This is a genomic window from Candidatus Bipolaricaulis anaerobius, from assembly GCF_900465355.1.
GTDB lineage: Bacteria > Bipolaricaulota > Bipolaricaulia > Bipolaricaulales > Bipolaricaulaceae > Bipolaricaulis > Bipolaricaulis anaerobius.
The window spans coordinates 1009044-1032039 of the sequence record NZ_LS483254.1; the positions used below are offsets into that span (position 1 = coordinate 1009044).

Genomic DNA, 22996 nt, shown 5'->3' on the forward strand with positions numbered 1-22996 from the left:
TCGTAGCTGTGACCAACGCACTGTGGCCGAAAGCGTACCGAATCAAGGTTGTCGAACCGATCCGCCTCCCAGAGCGGGAGGAGCGGGAGAAGCTCCTCCGCGAGGCAGGGTACAACGTGTTCAACCTCGCAAGCGACGATGTGTATGTGGACCTCCTCACCGACTCCGGCACGGGGGCGATGTCCCAGGCCCAGTGGGCGGCCCTCATGGAGGGGGATGAGTCCTACGCGGGGAGCCGCTCGTTCGCCCGGTTCCGGGAGGTGGTCCAGGGCATCACGGGGTTCCCCTATGTCCTGCCCACCCACCAGGGACGAGGGGCGGAGCACGTGCTCTTCTCCACCCTCCTCCAGCCAGGGGACGTGGTGCCCTCGAACGCCCACTTCGACACGACGCGGGCGCACATCCTCGCCAGCGGGGGCAAGCCGGTGGACCTCCCGATCCCGGACGCCCTCGATCCCGACCTCGACCGGCCGTTCAAGGGGGACATCGACCTCGCGGCGCTGGAGGCGCTGCTCCGCAACCCGCCAGGGCGGATCCCGGTGGTGATGCTCACCGTCACCAACAACACGAGCGCCGGGCAGCCGGTGTCGCTGCAGAATGTCCGCGCCGCATCCGCCCTCGCCCGGGCGTACGGCGTCCCTCTATTCCTCGACGCGTGCCGCTACGCGGAGAACTGCTTCTTCGTGCGGGAGCGGGAGCGGGGCTATGGGAGCGCCGAGCCGCGGGAGATCGCAGCGGAGCTCTTCTCCCTCGCCGACGGGTGCACGATGTCGGCGAAGAAGGACGGCCTGGGGAACATCGGGGGGTTCCTCGCGATGCGGGACCGCCTCCTCTACGGGCGGTGCCGGGAGAAGCTGATCCTCGTCGAGGGGTTCTCCACCTACGGCGGCCTCGCCGGCCGCGACCTCGCCGCGATCGCCGTCGGCCTCGACGAGGCCCTCGACCTCGGCTACCTCCGGGATCGGATCGGCCAGGTGCGGTGGCTGGGGGAGCGCCTGCGGGAGGAGGGGATCCCCGTGTACTGGCCGCCCGGTGGGCACGCCGTGTACGTGAACGCGGAGCGGCTCCTCCCCCACATCCCCCGGGATGCGTTCCCTGGCCAGGCCTTGGTGGGCGCGATCTATGTCGAGGGCGGGGTGCGTGCGGTCGAGGTGGGGTCAGCGATGATGGGTCCCGAGGCGCGGCTGGAACTCGTGCGGTTGGCGATCCCCCGCCGCACCTATACCCAGGAACACCTCGCAGCAGTGGTGGAGGCGCTGGGCCGTGTCCGGGATAAGGCAGATACGGTCCCGGGCCTGCGGCTGGTGGAGGGGGAAGGCCCGCTGCGCCACTTCGTGGCCCGGTTCGAACCGATCGCGTAGACCGGGAAGGGGGAGCCAGGGCGCCGAACCCGCGACCTACCGGGTCACTCGCCGAGCTTCCAGAGGGGGATGCGCGGGTCGTCCGCAGCGAGGGGGACAAGAGATAGGTCCCGGACTTCATCCCCCCGGGACGCCCGGACGGCCACTGGCTCGTCGGGGCGGGCGTCGCTGTACCGGGCGGCGAGGCGGGCCGCGAGCCCCAGCTCAGCGTCGGTGGGCTCCCCCTCCACGAGGGCGACGGGCCCGGGGACGCGCGGGAAGGAGAGGACCCACCGCCCGGGGGCGAACCCAGCGAGCACCGCGTTCTCCCGTTCGTTCCTCCCCACGATCACCTTGACGGTGGGAGAGACCCGGAAGTGGCGGCCGAACCGGAGGAGGGCGAACTCCTCACGCGTCAGGTTGTCGCGGCCGCGGACGGCGAACGCGTCCCGCAGGCGGACGGCGTACGTGCGGGTGAGGAGGAGGCAACATCCTCCCGACGGTTGGACGAACTCGGTGAGCCCCCAGTCGCGGGCGAGCGCGAGCTGCCGCTTGCGGGACCGACCTTGGATGTCGAGCCAGTCCTCCCGTCGCACCCACCCCTCCCGTTCGGGGGAGGTGGCGGGGAGGAGGCGACCGGACAGGGGGCGGACGAGCCTGTCCCCGACGCCCGATTCGCGGGCCACGAGGTCGAGCGCCCGGCGGTGCTGGGACATCGGGCGCTGCCCGAGGACCTCCCCCGTGACCACAAAGTCCGCTCCCTCCTCCTCCATCACCCTCCCCGCCGTGCGCACCATGAGGATCCGGCAGTCCAGGCACGGGTTCATCCCCGATCCATATCCGAACTTCGGATCCCGGACGACGGCGAGGAACTCCTCCCCCACATCGAGGAGCCGGAGGGGGATCCCCAGCCGCTGGGCAAGGGCGAGGGCCGTATCACACCGTCCCTCCCCGACACAGAACCCGGTGGCGAGGTTGACCCCCACCACGTCGAACCCCAGGCGGAGGGTGAGTGCGCACGCCAACGCCGAATCGAGCCCCCCCGACAGGAGGGCGACCGCCTTCTTGGCCATGGGCCTATCATAGGGGGAGGAGCCGCCTCCCCTCCACAAGATCTCCACAATCGGTACATCGGTCGTACAATGCGATGCGGGTAAGTTCAGGCCGGAGGTGGATGCATATGAAGAAATCGTGGCGCGTGTCGGCGCTGGCCCTCCTGATCGGGCTAGCGGTGGTGGTACCGTCGGTCCAGTTCATCCTCGGGGGCGGGGACACCGGGGTGGCGACCGCTCAGCTCGCCCCCCTCGTCCACGCCCAGACTGTACAGGAAGAGATCGCGGCATCGGGACAAGCCGCGGTCAAGGCGGCGATCAACGCGGTCGCCCCGGGCGTGGTCAAGGTCGAGGTGGTGAAGAAGTCGGCCAGTCTGTGGGACACGTTCCTCGATGATCCCTTCCTGCGCCGGTTCTTCGACCTCTCGCCGCTCGAGGAACAGGAGGTGACCTCGGTCGGGTCGGGGTTCGTCGTCGAGTACGGCGGCGTGAGGTACGTGCTCACCAATGCCCACGTGGTGGAGGGTGCGGTCTCGATCCGCGTCACCGCGAAGACGGGGAAAGAGCTCGCGGCTGAGGTGGTGGGCACGGACGCCCTCCTCGACCTCGCCGTGCTCGCGATTGAGGACTCGTTGGATATCCCGGCGGTGAGCCTCGGGGACTCCGACCTCCTCGAGATCGGGGACTGGGTGATCGCGATTGGGAACCCGCTCGGGCTCTCCCACACCGTGACCCTGGGGATCGTGTCCGCCCTCGGACGTGACGTCCCCCGGCCGGACGGGAGCGGGTACTACCGGCGGATGATCCAGACCGATGCCGCGATCAACCCCGGCAATTCCGGCGGGCCGCTCGTGAACGCGTTCGGCCAGGTGGTGGGGATGAACACGATCATCGCCCGCAGCACGGACAGCGGCGTGGCGGTGGAGGGGATCAACTTCGCCGTCCCGATCAACGAGATCGTGCAGGCGCTTTCCCAGATCGCCGCGCAAGGGAGGGTTGTTCGGGCGTGGCTCGGCGTGTACATCCAGGACATCCCTGCGGGGATGGAGACGCGATTCGGCGTCAGCGCAGGCCAGGGCGTGCTCGTGTCGGACGTCGTCCCCGGTGGCCCGGCCGCCCAGGCTGGCATTAAGGCGGGCGACGTGATCACCGCCATCGCGGGCCGGGCGGTGGGCACGAGCAATGACCTACAACTGGAGGTCATGTACCGCGCGGTCGGAGAGAAGGTGACCGTGTCGATCCTCCGGGACGGGAAGCCGATCTCGGTGGACGTCGTCCTCGGCGAGCGCCCGGAGGAGGTGGCCTCTTCCTCCCCAGCTGCCGAGCCGGAGCAGGGGCAGGAGAAGTTCGGGCTCACCGTGCAGGCGATCACGCCCGAGCTCGCCGCCCGGTACAGCCTCCGCCAGACGACGGGCGTGGTCGTGACCAAGGTGGCCTCCGGCTCGCGAGCGTACTGGGCGGGGATCGAGGTCGGGGATGTGATCGTGGAGGTCAACCGCGAGCCCGTGGAGTCGATCAGCGACTGGGACAGGATTGTGGCCGGAATCGGCGATCGCGATGAGGTCCTCCTCACCGTGGTGAGCGGCGACTTCACGCGGTTCGTCTTCCTGCGCTAGAGGCCATGGGGTAACATAGGGGTGGCGGAGAGTAGCGCAGGTTGGTCAGCGCGCATGGTTCGGGACCATGAGGTCGGCGGTTCAAATCCGCCCTCTCCGACCACACGGGGCCTTCCGCGGCCCCGTTGTGCTGGGTGGGGAGGACCGATGAAGGTCTACGTGAGCGCCGACATTGAAGGGATCGCCGGTGTCACCCACTGGGACGAGACGGAGATCGGGAAGCCAGGGTACGAGGCATCCCGCCGGCAGATGGCCGCCGAGGTGCGGGCGGCGTGCGAGGGCGCGGCGCAGGCCGGGGCGCGAGAGATCCTCGTCAAGGACGCCCATGACACCGGCCGCAACCTCACTCCGGCGGACCTGCCCCCTGGGACGGAGCTCCACCGTGGGTGGGCCTCCCATCCCCTCGCGATGGTCGAGGGACTGGATCCCTCGTTCGCCGGCCTCCTCCTCGTGGGATACCACGCCCCGGCGGGGTCGGTGGGAAGCCCGCTCGCGCACACCCTGTCCCCCCAGCTCCACGCCGTAACGATCAACGACCGTCCTGCCTCAGAGCTCCTCCTCGTCGTCCACAGCGCGGCCTACGTTGGCGTTCCGCTCCTGTTCGTATCCGGGGACGCGGAGACCTGCGCCGAGGCCCAGCGCCTGAACCCGCACATCGTCACCACCGCCGTCAAGCGGGGCGTGGGCGGGGCGACGGTGAGCGTGGACGCGGGCCGGGCTGTGGAAGGGATCCGCACCGGGGTGACCGCCGCCCTCACCGGAGATCCCGCACGGTGCCTGATCGCTCTTCCGGAGCGGTTCTCGGTTGGGATAACCTACCGGGATCACCCACCGGCGTACCGGGCGTCGTTCTACCCGGGGGCGTCGCTCACCGGACCGCGGTCGGTGGGGTTCTCCGCGAGCGATTTCCTCGACGTGCTGCGGTTCCTCATGTTCGTGGCGTAGACCTCGCGCTCGGCGAGGCGTCGTTGACGATGCCGGAGGGCGGCCATAGAATCCTTTCCGGTCGTCGGCACGCGGGTATAGCTCAATGGTAGAGCCCTGGCCTTCCAAGCCAGAAACGCGGGTTCGATTCCCGCTACCCGCTGAGAGGACAGTCGCTAAAGGCTGTGTTCGTGCGCCCGTAGCTCAGTTGGACCAGAGCAGCGGCCTTCTAAGCCGCAGGCCGGGGGTTCGATTCCTCCCGGGCGCGCCACACGAACAGTCGTGAGCAAGTCCTAAACTGAACCACCTCGATGGGGAGCGTAGCTCAGTTGGCAGAGCACCGCGCTGTGGCCGCGGCGGTCGCGGGTTCAAGTCCCGTCGCTCCTCCCAGGGTGGACCGTCCCACGCCGGCGGACAGGGTGGGGGCGGCATGATCGCGCCCGTAGCTCAACGGACCAGAGCATCGGCCTTCGGAGCCGAGGGTTGGGGGTTCAAGTCCTCCCGGGCGCACACCACTTCGCTTTACCCTTGCGGGGCTTCCAGATCCCCTGGCGCGGCAGGGGCCAAACCGCGAACTTGCCCTCCCAAGTGGAGGCTGTAGAATGGGAAACGTGCGAACGAACGCTCGTTCGGAGCTCGGGACCGTTCCCTTGCACCCGGAGGAAGGAGCACCCGCCGCTGGGCCGGGAGGGGAGCCTGAATGCCCACCGGAAGGGGTCGCCACCCCGCTGCCCCACCGCACCGTCGGGTAGCCCCAGACGGAGTCCGGCGGGGGCACGATGTCGTGGGCAAGGGGGAGGCGGGTGCGCTAGCGAAGCGGCCCTCCGCTCAAGGCCCAGACGAGCTGGCGAACCTGGTCTGGAGAGCTCTGCGTGCGGAAGGAGGTACCTGATGAAAAGGTTGCTATTGGCCCTGGCAGTGGCTTCGGCGATGTGCGCAGTCGCCACAGGCCAGGTGCGGCTCCTCATCGTGGACGAGACGGAGACGATCGAGGAATCCATGCGCATTGAGGTCCTCGCCCGGAGGCTCGTGGCCACCGGCGCGTTCGTCGTCCGGGCGACCCAGACGATGCCGACCGCCCCGTGGAACGGGGGCGAGTTCGACCTCGTTTTGGTGATCCCCGCGCGGAGCCGGTTCGTGTGGCTGTGCGCCCCGGTTGTGGTACCGGTCCAGCCACCCCCGGCTGGGCTCCCTTCCCTGCCGGACGTGCTCGAGCTCGCGTTCGGTGGTACCCGGGAGGTCCGCACTCCCGCCGACGACCTCTACCCCCTTCTCCTCTCCAGCCTCTTCGCGCGGATTGGGGTTTTCGGGGGAGATGATGGGGCCATGCGATGAGAAGGCTGATGGGTTGGATCGTGGATCACCCATGGTGGGTCATCGCCCTGACCGGGGCAGTTACTCTCCTGTTCGCGGCGTTCATCCCCGGGATCAAGACCGAACAGGACTTCCGGGAATACCTGCCTAGGGACGACCCCGCCGTCCAGGCACTGGAGGAGGCGGAGGAGCGCTACGGCGCCCAGATCTTCTCCTTGATCGCCTTCGAGGCCGACGACACGGTGTTCCAGGTCTCCACCCTCGAAAAGATCAAGGACCTCGAGGACCGGATCGCCGAGATCCCGGGGGTGGAGGAAGTCCAGAGCCTGCTCACCGCTCAGATCATCACCGGGACCGAGGCGGCCATCACCGTGGGCCCCGCGGCCCCGGGCGGACGGGTCCCGGAGTCCCCAGAAGAGCTCTCGGCCTATCGCGACCGGGTCATGGGGAGCCGCCAGCTCAGGGGGATGTTCGTATCCGAGGACGGCCAAGCGGCGGCGATCATGTTCAAACTTGACCCCCGGCTCTCCACCGTGGAGACGGAGGAGATCGCCCGCAAGGTGGAAGTCATGGCCCGGGAGTACGAAGGCCCGGAGCGGATCTACCTCGCTGGGGGGATGTTCGAGGCCCTGGAGGCCCAGCGGATGATGACGCGCGACCTCAAGGTTCTGTTGCCCGTCGCCGTCGTGATGATCGTGGTGGTCCTCTACCTCAGCTTCCGCAGCCTGCGCGGGGTGGTGATCCCCCTCGTGGTGGTGTGCCTGGGGGTGATCTGGACGGTGGGGGCGATGGCCATAGCCGGCGTCCCGTTCACCGTGATCTCCATCATCATCCCCGTGATCCTCCTTGCCATGGGCACCGCCGATGGGATCCACATCGTGAATCGCTACTACGAGGTGGCAGCCCGGGGGCTCCCCAAGCGGGAGGTGGTGCTCGCGACCATGAGCGAGATGACTTCTCCTGTGGTGATGACCTCCCTCACCACCATCGCCGGATTCCTCTCGCTCCTCGCCACGTTCCTCGTCCCGCAGCGGCAGTTCGGCGTGTTCACCGCCGTGGGGATGGCCGCTGAGCTCATCCTATCGTTGACCCTGATCCCGGCCCTCCTTTCCTTGCTCCGCCTCCCGGCGACGGGAACGAAGGAACAGCAGCTGGAACATGGCCTCCTCTCCCGCGGGCTCGCCCGGTTGGGGAGCGGCGTCGTCCGCCACCGGGCGTGGGTGCTCGCGACCGCGGTCGTACTGGTGGCCATCTCCCTGGTCGGGGTGCCCCGGCTGCGGCTCGAGACCGAGCTATCCCAGTACATCGGCGAAGACAGCCCCATTGCCCAGACGATGCAGGTGATGGATGACCGGTTCGGGGGAGCGATGCAGCTCGCCATCGAGATCGACACCGGCCGGCGCGATGGGCTGAAGGACCCAGAGGTGCTCGCCAGGATCGCCGCGCTCGAGGGGTTTCTGGAGGCGGAACCCGCGATCAGCACCACGAGCTCCATCGCGGACATGGTGCGGGAGATGAACCAGAAGTTCCACGGGGACGACCCCGCCTACTACGTGATCCCTGAGGACGGGCGGCTAGTGTCCCAGCTTCTGTTCCTGTTCACCTTCCAAGGTGGGTCCTTGGGGAGCATGGCCCTCGGGGATTTCTCTGCCGGAGAGGTGTTCGCCCGGGTCAAGGGCATCGACTCCACGCAGGAGATCGAGGACCTCATGGAGAGAGTCCAGGCCTATCTGGATGAAAACTTCAATGCCCACGGCATTCGGGCGCAGGAGGTCGGCATCGCCCAGGTCTCCATCTCCCTCCTCAACCGCCTGGTGGCGAGCCAGGCCACGAGCCTAGGAACGAGCATGGTCGCCGTATGGGCGATCGTCGCGCTGTTGATGAGGTCGCTTTTGGCGGGGCTGATCAGCCTGATCCCGCTCGTGATCACGGTGGCGTTGAACTTCGGGTTCATGGCCTACACTGGCCGGCCGCTGGACATCGCGACGATGATGATCGGGTCCATCGTGATCGGGGTGGGGATCGACTACGCCATTCATTTCCAGTCCCGGTTCCGGCTTGAGTACGCCCGGACCAAGAACCCCAATCCCGGTCGGGCCATCGAGCAGACGATGCGCACCTCCGGCCGGGGGATCGTGTACAACGCCGTCACCGTCGGCCTCGGGTTCGCCGTGCTCGTCTTCTCCACGCTGAAGGGGACGGCCATCTTCGGGTCGCTCATCGCCACGGCGATGGGGTTGTCCGCCCTCGCTGCCCTCACCGTCATCCCCGCTCTGTTGGCGACCCTGCGGCCGCAGTCTATCACGAGGGGCAAGGGCGGTCCCAAGCGTTCGAACCGAAAGAACAAGGTTAAAGGAAAAGGAGGTAAACGATGAGGAAGCTTGTGCGTGGAGCAGCGGTGTTCGGGGCGTGCGTTCTCCTCGGGGCGATGGCCATCGCCCAGGGGGAGCTCACGGGCAACGATATCTTGGATCGGATGCGGGAGAAGGGGGTCCTGTTCCTCCAGGAGGGGGACCTCATCTTCCAGGCCCGGTTTGACCTCGTGTTCGCTGATGGCACGCAGGGACAGAACGAGTTCGAGATCTTCATCTCCCAGGGCGACGAGGCCACGGGGGAGCCCGATCGGCTCTTGATCTATTACCTAACGCCGGAGGACATCGCCGGGACCATCTTCCTGTCGGTGATCCCGCCGGAGGGGGATGCCCGGATGTGGCTGTACCTCCCGGCGTTGGGCTTCGTCAAGGAGCTCATCTCGGAGTCCGAACAAGCTCAGTCCTTCGCCGGGACCACCCTCACCTACGAGCAGATCGGTGGCGCAGTCGACTACTCCGCGGACTACACGGCCACCCGCCTCGCCGATTCATCCGTCTCCGTGACTGTGGATGGGGCCTCGAGCGAGCGGTCGGTGTACGTGCTCGAGATCTCCGCCAAGCCGGGGGCCACGGTGGACTACCCCAAGGGGAAGCTGTGGGTGGATGTGGAGGAGCTGACCCCGGTGCGGTCCGAGTTCTACGACAAGCTCGGCCGGCTCGAGATCGTGCTGGAGATCCTGAGGTTGGAGACGTTCGAGGACGATCTGGTGCCGACCCTGATCAAGGCGTGCAACCAGAAGGACGCGACCTGCACAACGATCGAGGTGCTGGCGAAGCAGCGGGCCGCACTGCCGGCGGAGATCTTCACCCCGGCGGCGCTACCCACCTTCACCCCCGACGCCTATCGGTAAAGGGGACGTGCTCCCGCGCGAAACGCCGGCTCAGGGGCGTTCATCGCGCTTGGGAAGTGGAGGCGGCCCCCGGGCCTGGCCGCCAGGCGGGCCACGGTAGGATGGGGGTGACGGGATGGCGTGGGTTGCGTTTGCCCTGTCGCTAGCCGTCCTCCTCCTCCTCGCCCGGTGGAGCCTATGGGGGGCGATGATGGTGGGGGCGCTCATCCTGGGGGGGCTGACCCTCCCATTGGGCGAGGTGGGAATGGCCTTCGCCTCGGTGTGGGTCAGTCCGAGCGTGCTCCTCCTGGCGCTGGCGATGACGCTGATCCCCCTCATCGGCGGGGCGTTGGTCGCGAGCAAGCGCATGGACCGCCTTCTCGCCGGACTGCCCGGAGGCCGGCGGACCGTCTATGCCCTCGGCCCCGCGATCCTGGGGATGCTCCCCATGCCCGGCGGGGCGCTCCTTTCGGCACCGCTCGTCGAGCGGGCCGGCGGAGCCCCGCCCGACGTCCGTGCCGCCGCCAACGTGTGGTTTCGCCACACCCTGCACTCGATTTACCCCCTGTCCCCCGCCCTCATCACCGGGGCAACCCTGGCGGGCCTCGATGTGTGGGGTGTGATCCCCTACCAGCTCCCGGCGGTGCTCATCCTCGTCGCCCTCGGGTACGCGGCGTTCCTGCGCCGGGTGTCAGGCCCGGTCGAGCTCGACGGGCCCCGGTCAAGGCGGAACCTGGTCGTCCCCCTGGGGATCCTCCTCGTGGCCCCCGTTCTCGATCTCGTGCTGAAGCGGGTGGCCCCGATCCCCGTCCCCGAGCTCGCCACGTTCCTCGGGGTCACGGCGAGCCTGATCCTCGCCACGGTGGGCACGGTCTCCTGGTCGGACCTCATCGCGATGGTCCGCCGGGAGAGGCCGTGGCGGTTCGGGCTGATCGTGATCGGGGTGTTCACCTACCTCGCCGTATTCCAACGCTCCGGGCTGCCGGCGCGGATCGCCGGGCTCGCCCTTCCTCCGGCGGCGCTCTGCGTGGGGGCAGGATGGCTCCTCGGGTTCGCCACCGGTCGCCAGCAGGCGGCGTTGTCCATCGTGATCCCGATCTACACGGGGGCCCAGGGCGCGATGGCCCCGTGGGCATTCGCCGTGACCTACTTCGCCTCGTACCTCGGGTACCTCCTCTCCCCACTTCATCCCTGCCTCACGGTGTCGGCAGAGCACGCCGGCGTTCCCCTCCGGGCAGCGTGGCAGCAGCTCATCGGCCCAACCCTGGTCGCCTTTCTGATCACCGTCGGGGCAAGCCTCATCGTCCTGTAGAAGAGCGAACACTCGGGCACCCGCCGGCGCGTTTCCGATCATCCCGCGGAGGAAGCGGCCCCCTGGCCGACGGCCCCCCTGCCGGATAGGCTTTCCACTGCCACCGTCAGGGTGGACGAGGAGCGATATGCCATGAACAGACTGATCACCGCGGAGTCCGTGGCCGAGGGGCACCCCGACAAGCTTGCGGATCGTGTCTCGGACGCGATCCTCGATGCCGTGCTCGCTCAGGACCCTCAGGGGAGGGTGGCCTGCGAGACCTTCATCACCGAGGGCCTCGTCATCGTGGGCGGCGAGATCGCCTCCACCGCGCACATCGAGCCGGCGATCCTCGCCCGGCGGGTGGTCCGCGACGCGGGGTACGTCAAGCCCGAGTACGGCCTATCGTTCGACGCCTGCGCTGTGGCGACCCTCATCCGCCAGCAGTCGCCGGACATCGCCCAAGCCGTACAGCGGAACGGGGCCGACGACCCCCGCGACCGGATCGGGGCCGGCGACCAGGGAATCATGTTCGGGTACGCTACGAATGAGACTCCGGAGCGGATGCCGCTCCCGATCATGCTCGCCCACAAGCTGGCCCGCCGCCTGGCGGCGGTGCGCAAGGACGGTTCCCTCCTCTACCTGCGCCCGGACGGGAAGACGCAGGTCACGGTGGAATACGAAGGGCATCGCCCGATCCGCGTGCACACGGTGCTCCTCGCGGCCCAACACGCGCCGGAGGCCCTCCTCGACGAACTGCGCGCGGACCTCCGGACGCTCGTCGTGGAACCGGTGCTCGATGGGTGGATGGACGAGAGAACGGACGTGTTCGTGAACACATCGGGGCGGTTCGTGGTCGGGGGCCCGGCGTCGGACACGGGGATGACGGGGCGGAAGATCATCGTGGACACGTACGGCGGGTACGGCTCCCACGGCGGGGGGGCGTTCTCGGGCAAGGACCCCACGAAAGTGGACCGGTCGGGGGCGTACATGGCCCGCTACGTCGCGGTGAACCTCGTCGCGGCCGGGCTCGCCGCGGCGTGCGAGGTGCAGGTGGCGTACGCGATCGGCCGCGCCCACCCCCTCGCCCTGAGCGTCACGGCCGAGCGGCCGACGGTGCCTGCCGCCGCCCTCGACCGCGCGGTGCGGCAGGTGTTCGATTTCCGACCGGCGGCGATCATCGACGCCCTCGACCTGCGGCGGCCGATCTACGAGCCCCTGTCCTGCTACGGCCACTTCGGTCGGCTCGACCTCTCCCCGACCTGGGAGGAGCCGGACCGGGTCGAGGCACTGCGGGCCGCGGCCTAGGGGGACAGAGGATGCGTCTCGTCGCCGACCTTCACCTCCACTCCCGCCACTCGCGGGCCACCAGCCCGGACATGGTCCTCCCCGGCCTCGCGCACTGGGCAAAGCGGAAGGGCATTGACCTCCTCGGCACAGGGGACTTCACCCATCCCGAGTGGTTCCGCGACCTCTCCCGTCACCTCCTCCCCGTGGGGGAGGGCGTATACGCGTATGGGGGGGTCCGGTTCATGTTCACAACCGAGGTCGCCGCCACCTGGACCCATGCCGGCCACATGCGGCGGGTGCACTTCCTGCTCCTCGCCCCCAGCGCGGACGGCGCCGCCCACATCAACCAGGAGCTGGAGAGGATCGGGAACCTCGCCGCCGACGGCCGGCCGATGCTCGGCGTAAGCGGGGAAGCGCTCGCCGCAGCTGTGCTCGGGGCGTGCCCCACCGCCGCCCTGATCCCGGCCCACGCCTGGACGCCCTGGTACTCGATCTTCGGATCCCAGTCGGGGTTCGATTCCCTGGACGACGCGCTCGGGGGAGCCGCAGAACACGTGTGCGCGATCGAGACCGGGCTCTCCTCGAACCCGCCCATGAACTGGCGCGTATCCGCCCTCGATCATCTGGCCCTGGTCTCGTTTTCGGATGCCCATTCTCCATCCCGGCTCGGCCGCGAGGCGTGCGTGTTCGATCTCCCTGAACTCTCCTACCCCGCTCTCGTCGCTGCCCTGCGGACGCGTGATCCCCAGCGCTTCCTGAGTACGCTCGAGTTCTTCCCGGAGGAGGGGAAGTACCACTACGACGGGCACCGCACGTGCGGGGTCGTCCTCTCCCCCACCGAGACGGCCTCCCACCGCGGCCTCTGTCCCGTGTGCGGCCGACCGGTCACGGTGGGGGTGATGCACCGGGTGGAGGACCTCGCTGACCGTCCCTGGGGATACCGTCCCCCTGACGCGATCCCGTACCGATCGCTCGTCCCCCTCGCCGAGGTCCTCGGCCAAGCACTGGGGCAGGGGGCGGATACGAAGGGCGTGACCGCCGCCTACGATGTCCTGGTGGACCGGTTCCAAAGCGAGCTCGCGATCCTCCTCGACCTCCCCCTGGCCGAACTCGGGCGGGGAGCTCCCCCGCGGGTGGTGGAGGCGATCGCCAAGGTTCGAGCCGGGGACCTCGAGATCCGGCCCGGCTACGACGGCCAGTACGGGGAGATCCGCATCCCGCTCCAGGAGGGACCCCACGAATTGCCCCTCTTTTCCTGACCCAAAGCCCCTCCACGGCATCCGCGTCCTCGACCTGTCCCGGATCCTCGCCGGCCCGCTCGCGACGATGTGGATGGCCGACCTCGGGGCAGAGGTGATCAAGGTCGAGCGCCCGGGGACCGGTGACGAGACGCGGCGCTGGGGCCCGCCGTTCGTGGGCGGGGAGTCGGCGTATTTCCTCGCCGTGAACCGGGGGAAGCTCGGGATCTCCCTCGACCTCGGGCGGGACCGGGAGGCCCTGGAAGCGCTCATCCGGACGAGCGACGTCCTCGTCCACAACTTCCTCCCCAAGACACTGGCCACGCTCAGCCTCGCCTACCCCAACGTGCAGGAGTTGAACCCGCGCCTTGTCTACACCGCCGTGGCGGGGTTTCCACCGGGCCCATACCGCCACGAGCCGGGGTTCGACGCCCTCATTCAGGCGCTGGGCGGCCTGATGGCGATCACCGGCGACGGGGACCGACCGGTCAAGGTGGGCGTGGCGATCGTGGACGTCCTCGCCGCCTGGGCGGCGCTCGCCGGGACCCTCGCGGCCCTCCTTTCCCGGACAAAGACCGGGCGTGGGCAGGCTGTGGAGACGACGCTCATCGAGTGCTCAGCCGCGGGGCTGGCCAATGTCTCCCAGGCATTCCTCCTCACCGGAGTGGAGCCGGAACGGCGGTGGACTGCGCATCCCCACATCGTCCCCTACCAAGCGTTCCCCGCCCGGGACGGCCTCCTCATGGTCGCCGTGGGCACGGACGCCCAGTTCCAAGCCCTCTGCTCCGCGCTTCGGCGGCCCGACCTCGCCACCGACCCGCGGTTTGCCACGAACCCCGACCGCGTGAGGAACCGCGACGAGCTGGTCGAGCTCCTAGCGAAGACCTTCCAATCCCGATCGCGGGCGGAATGGACAACCGTTCTAAAGGGGGCCGGCGTCCCAGCGGGCCCGGTGAACACCCTGAGGGATCTGTTCGGCGATCCGGGGCTCGTGGGGCGGCTCCTGGTCGAGGTGAACCACCCCACGGTGGGCCGGTACACGAGCATCGGCTGCCCGATGTCCGTGGCCTGGCCGCCGAGCCCGCTCCCCCCGCCGCGGCTCGGCGAGCACACGGACGACGTGCTCAAGCCCTTGGGGATCGGAAGCTAGCGCTATGCCCGCCCCACCGAGCCTGTGCGACCTGTTTTCCCTCCGACAGGACGTCGTCTTCCTCGATCACGGTCCGTTCGGCGCCTGTCCGCAGCCCGTGTTTGCGGCCTACCAGCGCTGGCAACGGGAGCTCGAGGAGGAGCCGGTGGAGTTCCTCGATCGCCGGTTCGACGCCCTGATGGCTGATGCTCGGAGGGCTCGCTTCCATCCCGGGATGAGGTTGTGGAACGGATCTGGGAACGGGTGACGTCCCGCACGCGGGTCCTCTCCCTATCCCACATCACCTCGCCCACCGCGATGGACCTCCCAGTCGGGGAACTCGTGGAGCCGGCGCGTGAGTGGGGGATCCTCACGGTGGTCGGCGGCGCCCACGCTCTTGGCCAGATCCCCATCGACCTGGGCTCCTTGGGGGCAGACTTCTACGCCGGGAACTGCCACAGGTGGATGATGGCCCCCAAGGGAGCCGGGTTCCTCTATGCGCGCCGGGAACGCGAGCCCCTCCTCCGCGTCTCTGTGCAGGGCTACAACACATCACAGGACCTCGCTGCGCTGGTCCGGGCCTTAGGCCGGGAGATCCATAGCGTGTAGCAGGTGGAGACAGATCCGGTGGTCTGGGGCGGCCGTCCCGGCCTTTCCCCCGGGGGGAGCCTCGGCGGCATGCTGATCGGCTTGCATCCCTCGTGCCCTCCACGTTCCGCCCTGCGAGCGCGGGCTGCAGCGGGATGCGCTGGTGCGGTACACTCGGGCCGTTGTCTGTATCGGGGGATTCCCAGGAGGAACCATGGAACGGACGCTTGTACTGCTGAAACCGGATGCGCTCCAGCGGCGGCTGGTGGGCCCGATCATCGCCCGGCTCGAGGCGAAGGGGCTCACCATCGTGGGGATGAAGTTCCTTCAGGTGCCCCGCGACCTCGCCGCGCGCCACTACGCCGAACACGTCGGGAAGCCGTTCTACGAGGAGCTCGTTTCGTTCATCACCTCGGCCCCGGTGATCGCCCTCGTGGTCGAGGGGCCGCGGGCGATCGCAGCCGTGCGGGCCCTGATGGGGAAGACGAACCCATTCGACGCCGCCCCGGGCACGATCCGCGGCGACTTCGGGCTCTCGGTGGGGATGAACCTCGTCCACGGCTCGGATTCCCCGGCCGCGGCGGCGCGGGAGATCTCGCTCTTCTTCTCTCCCGAGGAGATCCTGACCTACTCCATGGCCGACGCGGCCTGGCTCGGAGGGTAAGGTGCTCCCTCCCCGTTACGATCCGACCGAGGTTGAGCCGCGCATCCTCGCATCGTGGGAGAAGGCGAACCTGTGGCGCTGCGACCCCCGCAGCGGGAAGCCCCCGTTCTCGATCGTCATTCCGCCCCCCAACATCACGGGCCGCCTCCACCTCGGGCACAACCTCGTGTACACCCTCCAGGACCTCCTCATTCGCTACAAGCGGATGGCGGGGTTCGAGGCGTGCTGGTTCCCAGGGACCGATCACGCCGGGATCGCCACCCAGAACGTGGTGGAGAGGGCCCTCGCCAAGGATGGGCTCACCCGCCAGGCCCTCGGCCGGGAGGAGTTCGTGCGCCGGGTGTGGGAGTGGAAGAACCGCTACGGGAACGAGATCGTGGATCAGCTGAAGGTCCTCGGTTGCTCCTGCGACTGGTCGCGGCAGAGGTTCACCCTCGACGCGGGCCTGTCCCGGGCGGTGGCGCTGGCGTTCGTTCGCCTCCATGAGGAAGGGCTCATCTACCGCGGGGACTACATGGTCCACTGGTGCCCCCGCTGCGGAACGGCCCTCTCCGACATCGAGGTCGAGCACGAGGAGGTGGACGGCCATCTCTACTTCATCCGCTATCCGCTGGAGGGTGGAGGATCCGTCACCGTGGCCACGACGCGCCCGGAGACGATGCTCGGGGACACAGGGGTCGCCGTGAACCCCCGCGACGAGCGATACCGCAGCCTCATCGGGAAAACGGCGCTCCTCCCCCTCCTCGGACGGAAGCTACCCCTCGTGGGGGCCGATGAGGTGGATCCCACGTTCGGGACTGGCGTCCTCAAGATCACCCCGGGACATGATCCCGTGGACCGGGAGATCGGCAAGCGCCACGGGCTTCCCACGATCGACATCCTCAACCCCGATGGGACGATCAACGACCACGGCGGCCCGTTCGCGGGGTTGGACCGGTTCGCGGCGCGGGAGGAGATCGTCACCCGGCTCAAGGCGGAGGGGCTCCTGGAGAAGGTCATCCCGTACCGTCACGCCGTCGGACACTGCCAGCGCTGCCGGAGCCAGGTTGAGCCGCGGATCTCCACCCAGTGGTTCGTGCGCATGAAGCCCCTCGCCGAGCCGGCGCTCGAAGCGGCGCGGGCGGGGAGGGTCCAGTTCATCCCCGACCGGTGGGCGAAGGTGTACTTCGATTGGCTGGAGGGGATCCGCGACTGGTGCATCTCCCGCCAACTGTGGTGGGGACACCGGATCCCCGCCTGGTACGGTCCGGATGGGGAGACGTTCATCGCGCTTGACGAGGCGGGGGCGCGCCGCCTCGCAGCGCAGCACTACGGCCGCGACGTGCCCCTCCGCCAGGACGAGGACGTCCTCGACACCTGGTTTTCGTCATCCCTATGGCCGTTCTCGGTCATGGGGTGGCCGGAGAAGACGGTCGAGCTCGAGGTGTTCTACCCAACGTCGGTCCTCGTGACCGCGTTCGACATCCTCTTCTTCTGGGTGGCGCGAATGGTGATGATGGGCCTCCACTTCATGGACGAGGTGCCATTCCGCGAGGTCCTCATCACCCCGTTTGTCGTGGATGAGCACGGCCAGAAGATGAGCCGGTCGCGGGGGAACATGATCGATGCCCTCGAGGTGAAGGAGAGCCACGGCATGGACGCCCTTCGCTTCACGATGGCCCAGAGTTCGACCAAGGGGCGCGAGATACGGGTCTCGCTGCGCCAGCTCGATGAGGCACGCAACTTCGAGAACAAGCTGTGGAACATGGCTCGTTTCATCCTGATGAATACGGAAGATCTCCCCCCGGCGGCCACGCTCGAGGGGCGATCGCTCGCTCCCGAGGATCGCTGGATCCGGTCCCGGCTGAGCTGGCTCGTGGACAAGGTCCGCACGGAGCTCGATCGCTACAACTTCCACCTCGCGAGCGATGCCCTGTACCACTTCGTCTGGCACGAGCTGTGCGACTGGTACCTGGAACTGGCCAAACTGCGGCTGGGAGGGGAGGACGGAGAGGAGAGGGTGACCTCCCAACTCGTCCTCCGTGAGGCGCTGGACATCGTAGTCCGGCTCCTCCACCCGTTCATGCCGTTCATCACCGAGGAGATCTGGGGGCACATGGGGCAGGGGGGGGCACTCGCCCGCGCCGAGTACCCCGTGCTGCGCCCGGAGTGGCGGGACGAGGAAGCAGAGAAGAGGCTGAACCGGGTGATGGACCTCATCCGCGAGGTGCGGGCGGTGCGCGCAGAGGTCGGCGTGCCGGCCGGGACGGAGGTGGAGGTCGTCCTCGTCTCGGGGGGAGGAGCCCGGGATCTCGCGGACACGTTCGCCCCCGCGATCCAGCGCCTCGCCCGCGCGCGGGAGGTCCGCTACGCGCCGGGGGCCCGTCCGCCCGCGGCCGCGGCCCGCGGGGTGGCGGGCGAGATCGCGTTTTTCCTCCCCGTGGGGGGCCTCGTGGACTGGGAGGCGGTGCAGGATCGGATCCGCCGCGACCGGGAGAAGACGGAGGCCGAGCTTGGGAAGCTGGAAGGGCGGCTGGCGAATCCCCAGTTCCGGGAGCGGGCGGCCGCGGAGATCGTGGCCAAGGCGGAGGCAGAGGCGGAGGCCCTACGGACCCGCCGGTCGCGCTTGGAGCGGTACCTCACGGAGTGAGGGCGCAGCGGGGGTTGGCGGGATGGGCATCCGCGCGGAAGATGGGGTGGTGATGATCCCGGGCGGGGTGGACGCGGCGAGGGGGGATAGCCGGGGTCCCGCGACGGACGGGGACCTTCTCGAAGCGGTGCGGGCACGGTCCCTTCCCGGGCACGTGGCCCTGATCATGGACGGCAACGGCCGTTGGGCCCAGGCACGCGGCCTGCCGCGCCTGGAGGGCCACCGCCGGGGGGTCGCCGCTGCCGAGCGGGTGGTACGGTTCGTGGCCGAGGAGCGGCTGTTCCCCTGCCTGAGCTTGTTCGCGTTCTCCACCGAGAACTGGAACCGCCCGCCGGAGGAGGTGGAGTCGCTCTTCACTCTCCTTGAGCAGTTCATCCGCGCCCGGGGGGACGAGTTCGTGGAGCGGGGCGCTCGTCTCGAGGTGTTGGGGGCGATCGGCGCCCTGCCCGCCTCCCTCCGCCAGGCGATCGTGGAGATCGAGGAGCGGACGCGGGGCGGGGACGCCCTCCACCTTGTCGTGGGGATCAACTTCGGGGGGCGGTGGAGCATCCTCGAAGGCGTTCGGCAGGCGATGGCCCTCGCCCGAAAGGGCGACCTGACCCCGGATGCGCTCGACAACGCCGCGTTCTCCCGCCTGCTGCCCACGGCGGGCCTCCCAGAGCCGGATCTCATCGTGCGAACGGGGGAGGAGAAGCGGATCTCCAACTTCTACCTCTGGGAGGCGGCGTACTCCGAGCTTTACTTCACCCCGACCCTGTGGCCGGACTTCGACGAGAAGGCGCTCCTCCTCGCGATCCAGGACTTCCAGGGCCGCCGGCGGCGGTTCGGGGGGGGGACGCAATGACCTCGCTCGCCAAGCGCCTGCTCACCGCGGCCCTCGCCATCCCCCTCGTCCTCGCCGTGTTCTGGGCCTGCGACCACTACCACGTGGACTGGGGGGTGTGCTTGTTCCTATCCATCGTGACGATGATCGCAGGCTGGGAGTACCTCCACCTCGTGGCAAACCTGGGGATCCCGCTGCCGCGGGAGCTCATCATGTTCGCGATCCCGGCGTACCTCATGCTCCTCGTCCCGTGGGGAGGGCAGTACGCGATCGTGCTCGCGGGGGCGGTGGTGTACCTGATCGTGTTCTACAGCTTCTCCCGCCGCGGAGCGCGGGAGGGGTTCTTTGCCTCGCTCGCCGGAACCTTCGGGTTCCTCTACCTCGCGGTCACGATCAGCTTCATCTACCTCTTACACCAAGCGGGGTTCCCCTACATCGTCCACTTCCTGCTCATGGTGTGGGGGTACGACTCCGGGGCGTACTTCACGGGCAGCCTGTTCGGCCGGCACCAGCTCCTCCCCCGGATCTCGCTCGCCAAGACGTGGGAGGGGGTGGCAGGGGGGATCGCGCTGGCCATCGTGGCCGCCGCGATCCTGCCCGAGTTCTGGGGTGACATCCCACGCTGGCTGCCCCACATCGTCGCCCTCGGTGCACTCGAGGGAGCGTTCTGTCAGATGGGCGACCTGTTCGAGTCCCTGGTAAAGCGGGCCGCTGGGGTGAAGGACGCCGGCTGGCTCCTCCCCGGGCACGGGGGGATGCTCGACCGGATCGACGGCCTGCTTGCCGCCGTCCCCGTGTACTACTTCTACATGCACTTCGTCATCGGCCTCATCTGATCCCGCTCACGCGGCTCCCCGCACCTGGACCCGGGCGAACTTGGCCGGTGCGGTGCCATGTCCGACCTGCATCACCTGCCCCGGCTCCCCTTTCCCGCAGTTCGGCACGCCCCACATGTGCCACTCCTCCGGCCCCGCGATCGCCACGCATGACCCCCAGAACTGGGGCGTGATCCCGGTGTAGAGCGGATTCTTCAGGATGCGGGCCTTTCGTCCGCCCTGGATCTCCCACGCGATCTCCGTCCCGAACTGGAAGTTCACCCGTCGGTCGTCAATGGACCACGACTTGTTCGTCTCGAAGTAGATCCCGTGCTTCGTGTCCCGGATGAGGTCATCGCACGTCCCCTCCCCGGGGAGGAGGTTGATGTTCGTCATCCGGATGAGCGGGATCCGGGCCCAACTCGACGCGCGGGCGGCCCCTCCGCTGCGGCGGGCCCCGACCTTGAGGGCCGTCTCCCGCGACGTGAGGTAGCCCACAAACAGGCCCTCCTTCACGAGGTCCACCCGCTGGGAGGGGACGCCCTCATCGTCGTACCCGAACGTGCCGAGGCCGGTGGGGACTGTGGCATCGGCCACGATGTTCACAAGGTTCGAGCCATAGCGGAACTTCCCCCTCTTGTCCAGGGTGAGGAAGCTCCCCCCAGCGTAGGAGAGCTCCGTCCCCAGCACCCGGTCGAGCTCCGTGGGATGGCCCACCGACTCGTGGACCTGGAGCGCGAGCTGCGATCCCTCGAGGATGATGTCGAACACGCCGGTGGGACACACCGGAGCCGAGAGGAGGGCCACCGCCTCCTCGGCGATCCGCGATGCGTGGCCGAGGAGGTCGAGCCCGGTGACGAACTCGTAACCGGCGCTCGCGAAGTTCCCGCCGAACGAGCAGGGGTAGGAGCGGCGCTGGAACTCCCCTGCCCCGGCCGCGTAGGCCTCGATCCCCGCTCCGCAGCTGGTGAGGGTCTGGCGGATGTGGCTGCCCGTGGTGTTCCCGAAGAACTTCTCCACCCGCCAGGAGGAGATGGCCCCCTTGGCCATCGCCACCCCGGGGACGGCGAGGATCCGCTCAGCACAAGCGAACAGGAGTTCGAGCTTCTCGCTGAGGGGGACGGCGAGCGGGTCCCGCTCGCACGGACCGGTGAACGTGGCGCGGTGGGCAGGCTCGGGCGCAAGCGCGACGCGCTCCCGCTGTACAGCTGCCGTGGCACGGGCGATGGCGAGGGCGGACTGCGCCGTGCGGGCGATCGCGTCCTTGCCCGTATCCCCGGTCGCGGCGAACCCCCATGCCCCGTTGTGGAGGACGCGGATCCCGATCCCGCGCGACTCGCGGCGGGAGAGGGAGTCCACCTCATGGTTCCTCGTGTGCACGTCCTCCTCGGTGCGGTGCTCAGCGCGCACCTCTCCGTAGTCCACGCCAAGCGCCTCCAGTGCGTTCAGGCCTTCTTCAACGATTCCCTCCATCGCATTCCCCCTTTCCGGTTGGCTCAGGCGGCCTCGACCGCCACCACCTCGGGCACTTCCTCCCTCAGCATCCGCTCAATCGTGTTCTGGAGCGTCATCATCGCCATCGGGCACCCGTGACAGGCCCCGACGAGCCTCACCCGTACCACGCCCTCCTCCGTGACTTCCACGAGCTCCACGTCGCCGCCGTCGGCCTGGAGGTACGTTCGGATCCCCTCCAATGCATCCCGCACCTTGTCTTCCATGGAACACGCCTCCTTAGTAGGTCTCGCAGGGAAGGATACCCGCTCCGGGCCATCAAGGGGATGCGCCCCTCGTGGGCAGCCGTGAGGCAGCCCGTTGTTTGCCTCTCCCCCCCCGGGTAGACTGACGGGCCATGCTCGTTGAGAAGCTCGACCAGTACTTCCAGCGCGAGGAGCGAACCCGGCCGCGGGACTACTTCTACGTGAGCGAGGTCGGCAAGTGCCCCCGCCAGATCTACTACGCGATCAAGGGATTCCCCCGCCCACCGCTCGATGGCCTCACCGCCCGCAAGCTGGCCGTGGGGGACGAGGCCCACAAGCGGCTCGCCCAAGCCCTGTTCGGGATGGGGGTCGTCGTCGCTGCCGAGGTCCCGATCCCGCCGGGGAACCTGTTCCATGGCCGATGTGACCTGATCGTGTCCCTCGACGGCAAGAATTACGTGGTGGAGGTGAAGACCGCCCACCCGTACACCTTCGACCAGATGGCCTCTGCTCCCCGCCGCGACCACTACCTGCAGCTCCAGCTCTACCTTCACTACTTCGGAATCCCTCAGGGGGTCATCCTCGCCGAGAACAAGGCCACCCAGGAGCTGCGGGAGTTCGTGGTCCCCCTCGACAAGGAGGAGATGGGGCGGGTCATTCGCACCTTCGAACGGCTGCAGCGCACGATCTTCGTCGCCGGGCAGCTACCCCCCCTCCCTGGCCAGGAGGAGAAGAGGGATTGGGAGTTCGACCAGTGTCGGTACTGCCCCTATGTTCCGTTCTGCAGCGAGGACGTCGCCGAGATCCCTGGCCACAACGAGGTGGACCTCGCCGCCGCGGAGACGGCCGGCCCGCGGACGTTGTTCGACGACCTCACCTAGCCCCCACGTCACCGCCCATGGTGGGGGGTCCCCCTGCCAGCGCGCCGACGTTGAACCCGGCGGTGGCCAGCGCGGCCGCGAGGGGAGGCGCAAACGGGATCGCCGTCTCGGAGATGTCGAACGCGAACCCGATTCCGAACGCAGCCCCCGTCCCCCCCGCTGCGCCGAGGAAGCACAGGCCAACGTCCCCCTCAACCCCCAGGGCCGAGCCGGCCACGATCACCCCCACCCCCGACCCCACGATCGTGCCCCCCGCGAACCCGAGGAACGCCCCGAAGATCGTCCGGGCGAGGGCGTCCCAGCCGGTGGCCCCCGCAGCGAACACCCACGCCAGGGTCTGGGCGCCAATGACGGCTCCCGCGTAGCCACCGAGCGTGCCGACGAGGAATTCGGGGAGGATCGCATCCTCCGGCTGGGCGGCCCACGCCGACCCACCCACGAGGAGCACTAAACCCAGCACCAGCACCCTCTTCACGGTCAACCATCTCCTTGAGTATCCGCTA

At 68.6% G+C, this 22996-nt stretch carries 21 protein-coding genes and 5 tRNA genes; 22 read left to right on the forward strand and 4 right to left on the reverse strand.

Annotated elements, in window-relative coordinates; translation table 11 throughout:
• Positions 1–8 precede the first annotated feature (8 nt).
• The gene (locus BARAN1_RS04880; protein WP_231944243.1) at positions 9–1361 is read left to right on the forward strand and encodes a tryptophanase; all 1353 of its coding nucleotides are present in this window, start codon (positions 9–11) and stop codon (positions 1359–1361) included.
• 44 nt (positions 1362–1405) lie between these two features.
• Here BARAN1_RS04880 and BARAN1_RS04885 read toward each other — a convergent pair whose 3' ends face one another.
• Positions 1406–2413: a hypothetical protein gene (locus BARAN1_RS04885; RefSeq protein WP_122031448.1), complete on the reverse strand. Its 1008-nt coding sequence runs from the start codon at positions 2411–2413 to the stop codon at positions 1406–1408.
• A gap of 107 nt (positions 2414–2520) precedes the next feature.
• Between BARAN1_RS04885 and BARAN1_RS04890 the strand changes: the two genes are divergently transcribed.
• The 20 genes from BARAN1_RS04890 (at position 2521) to BARAN1_RS04980 (ending at position 19936) form a co-directional block, all read left to right on the forward strand.
• A complete protein-coding gene (locus BARAN1_RS04890; protein ID WP_157959486.1) occupies positions 2521–4008 on the forward strand; it encodes a trypsin-like peptidase domain-containing protein in 1488 nt (495 codons plus the stop codon).
• A 25-nt stretch (positions 4009–4033) separates the two neighbouring features.
• Positions 4034–4111, forward strand: a tRNA-Pro gene (locus BARAN1_RS04895).
• A 44-nt stretch (positions 4112–4155) separates the two neighbouring features.
• Entirely contained in the window at positions 4156–4953 is a 798-nt protein-coding gene (locus tag BARAN1_RS04900) for a M55 family metallopeptidase (protein ID WP_157959487.1), read from the forward strand.
• Positions 4954–5024: 71 nt separating this feature from the next.
• A tRNA-Gly gene (locus BARAN1_RS04905) sits at positions 5025–5095 on the forward strand.
• 30 nt (positions 5096–5125) lie between these two features.
• A tRNA-Arg gene (locus tag BARAN1_RS04910) sits at positions 5126–5203 on the forward strand.
• Between the two features lie 43 nt (positions 5204–5246).
• Positions 5247–5322: transfer RNA gene (locus tag BARAN1_RS04915), tRNA-His, on the forward strand.
• 46 nt (positions 5323–5368) lie between these two features.
• Positions 5369–5442: transfer RNA gene (locus BARAN1_RS04920), tRNA-Arg, on the forward strand.
• A gap of 381 nt (positions 5443–5823) precedes the next feature.
• A complete protein-coding gene (locus BARAN1_RS04925; RefSeq protein WP_157959488.1) occupies positions 5824–6267 on the forward strand; it encodes a hypothetical protein in 444 nt (147 codons plus the stop codon).
• Between the two features lie 8 nt (positions 6268–6275).
• Positions 6276–8621, forward strand: coding sequence for an efflux RND transporter permease subunit (locus tag BARAN1_RS04930; RefSeq protein WP_162297752.1), 2346 nt, complete (start codon positions 6276–6278; stop codon positions 8619–8621).
• Complete coding sequence (locus BARAN1_RS04935) at positions 8618–9469, forward strand: outer membrane lipoprotein-sorting protein (RefSeq protein WP_122031456.1); 852 nt, start codon at positions 8618–8620, stop codon at positions 9467–9469. The genes BARAN1_RS04930 and BARAN1_RS04935 overlap by 4 nt, the downstream gene beginning before the upstream one ends.
• A 115-nt stretch (positions 9470–9584) precedes the next feature.
• Entirely contained in the window at positions 9585–10760 is a 1176-nt protein-coding gene (locus tag BARAN1_RS04940) for a DUF401 family protein (protein ID WP_122031457.1), read from the forward strand.
• A 132-nt stretch (positions 10761–10892) separates the two neighbouring features.
• Positions 10893–12047, forward strand: a complete 1155-nt coding sequence (metK, locus tag BARAN1_RS04945; RefSeq protein WP_122031791.1) for a methionine adenosyltransferase — start codon at positions 10893–10895, stop codon at positions 12045–12047.
• Positions 12048–12058: 11 nt separating this feature from the next.
• Entirely contained in the window at positions 12059–13288 is a 1230-nt protein-coding gene (locus BARAN1_RS04950) for an endonuclease Q family protein (protein ID WP_122031458.1), read from the forward strand.
• Between the two features lie 43 nt (positions 13289–13331).
• Positions 13332–14417: a CaiB/BaiF CoA transferase family protein gene (locus BARAN1_RS04955; protein ID WP_231944299.1), complete on the forward strand. Its 1086-nt coding sequence runs from the start codon at positions 13332–13334 to the stop codon at positions 14415–14417.
• A gap of 4 nt (positions 14418–14421) precedes the next feature.
• Positions 14422–14664 (forward strand): hypothetical protein, encoded by a 243-nt coding sequence (locus BARAN1_RS06725; RefSeq protein WP_231944244.1) that lies wholly within the window; start codon positions 14422–14424, stop codon positions 14662–14664.
• Positions 14640–15005, forward strand: coding sequence for an aminotransferase class V-fold PLP-dependent enzyme (locus BARAN1_RS06730; protein WP_231944245.1), 366 nt, complete (start codon positions 14640–14642; stop codon positions 15003–15005). Before BARAN1_RS06725 ends, BARAN1_RS06730 begins: the two co-directional genes overlap by 25 nt.
• A 193-nt stretch (positions 15006–15198) precedes the next feature.
• Positions 15199–15648 (forward strand): nucleoside-diphosphate kinase, encoded by a 450-nt coding sequence (ndk, locus tag BARAN1_RS04965; protein WP_122031459.1) that lies wholly within the window; start codon positions 15199–15201, stop codon positions 15646–15648.
• A 1-nt stretch (position 15649) separates the two neighbouring features.
• Complete coding sequence (locus BARAN1_RS04970; protein ID WP_122031460.1) at positions 15650–18277, forward strand: valine--tRNA ligase; 2628 nt, start codon at positions 15650–15652, stop codon at positions 18275–18277.
• A 22-nt stretch (positions 18278–18299) separates the two neighbouring features.
• On the forward strand, positions 18300–19121 hold the full coding sequence (gene uppS, locus BARAN1_RS04975) for a polyprenyl diphosphate synthase (RefSeq protein WP_269460761.1): 822 nt from the start codon (positions 18300–18302) through the stop codon (positions 19119–19121).
• Positions 19118–19936 carry a phosphatidate cytidylyltransferase gene (locus tag BARAN1_RS04980; protein ID WP_122031461.1) on the forward strand — a complete coding sequence of 273 codons (819 nt, stop codon included), beginning with the start codon at positions 19118–19120 and terminating at the stop codon, positions 19934–19936. Before uppS ends, BARAN1_RS04980 begins: the two co-directional genes overlap by 4 nt.
• A 6-nt stretch (positions 19937–19942) precedes the next feature.
• Here BARAN1_RS04980 and BARAN1_RS04985 read toward each other — a convergent pair whose 3' ends face one another.
• Together BARAN1_RS04985 and BARAN1_RS04990 are read right to left on the reverse strand one after the other, a co-directional pair.
• Entirely contained in the window at positions 19943–21388 is a 1446-nt protein-coding gene (locus BARAN1_RS04985) for a TldD/PmbA family protein (RefSeq protein ID WP_122031462.1), read from the reverse strand.
• 23 nt (positions 21389–21411) lie between these two features.
• A complete protein-coding gene (locus tag BARAN1_RS04990) occupies positions 21412–21633 on the reverse strand; it encodes a NifU family protein (protein ID WP_122031463.1) in 222 nt (73 codons plus the stop codon).
• Positions 21634–21764: 131 nt separating this feature from the next.
• Here BARAN1_RS04990 and BARAN1_RS04995 point away from each other — a divergent pair, with 131 nt between their 5' ends.
• Positions 21765–22493, forward strand: coding sequence for a PD-(D/E)XK nuclease family protein (locus tag BARAN1_RS04995; RefSeq protein WP_122031464.1), 729 nt, complete (start codon positions 21765–21767; stop codon positions 22491–22493).
• On the opposite strand, the gene BARAN1_RS05000 is transcribed toward BARAN1_RS04995, so the two are convergent.
• A complete protein-coding gene (locus BARAN1_RS05000; RefSeq protein WP_157959489.1) occupies positions 22486–22968 on the reverse strand; it encodes a hypothetical protein in 483 nt (160 codons plus the stop codon). The two genes, BARAN1_RS04995 and BARAN1_RS05000, sit on opposite strands and share 8 nt — an antisense overlap.
• Positions 22969–22996: the final 28 nt, after the last annotated feature.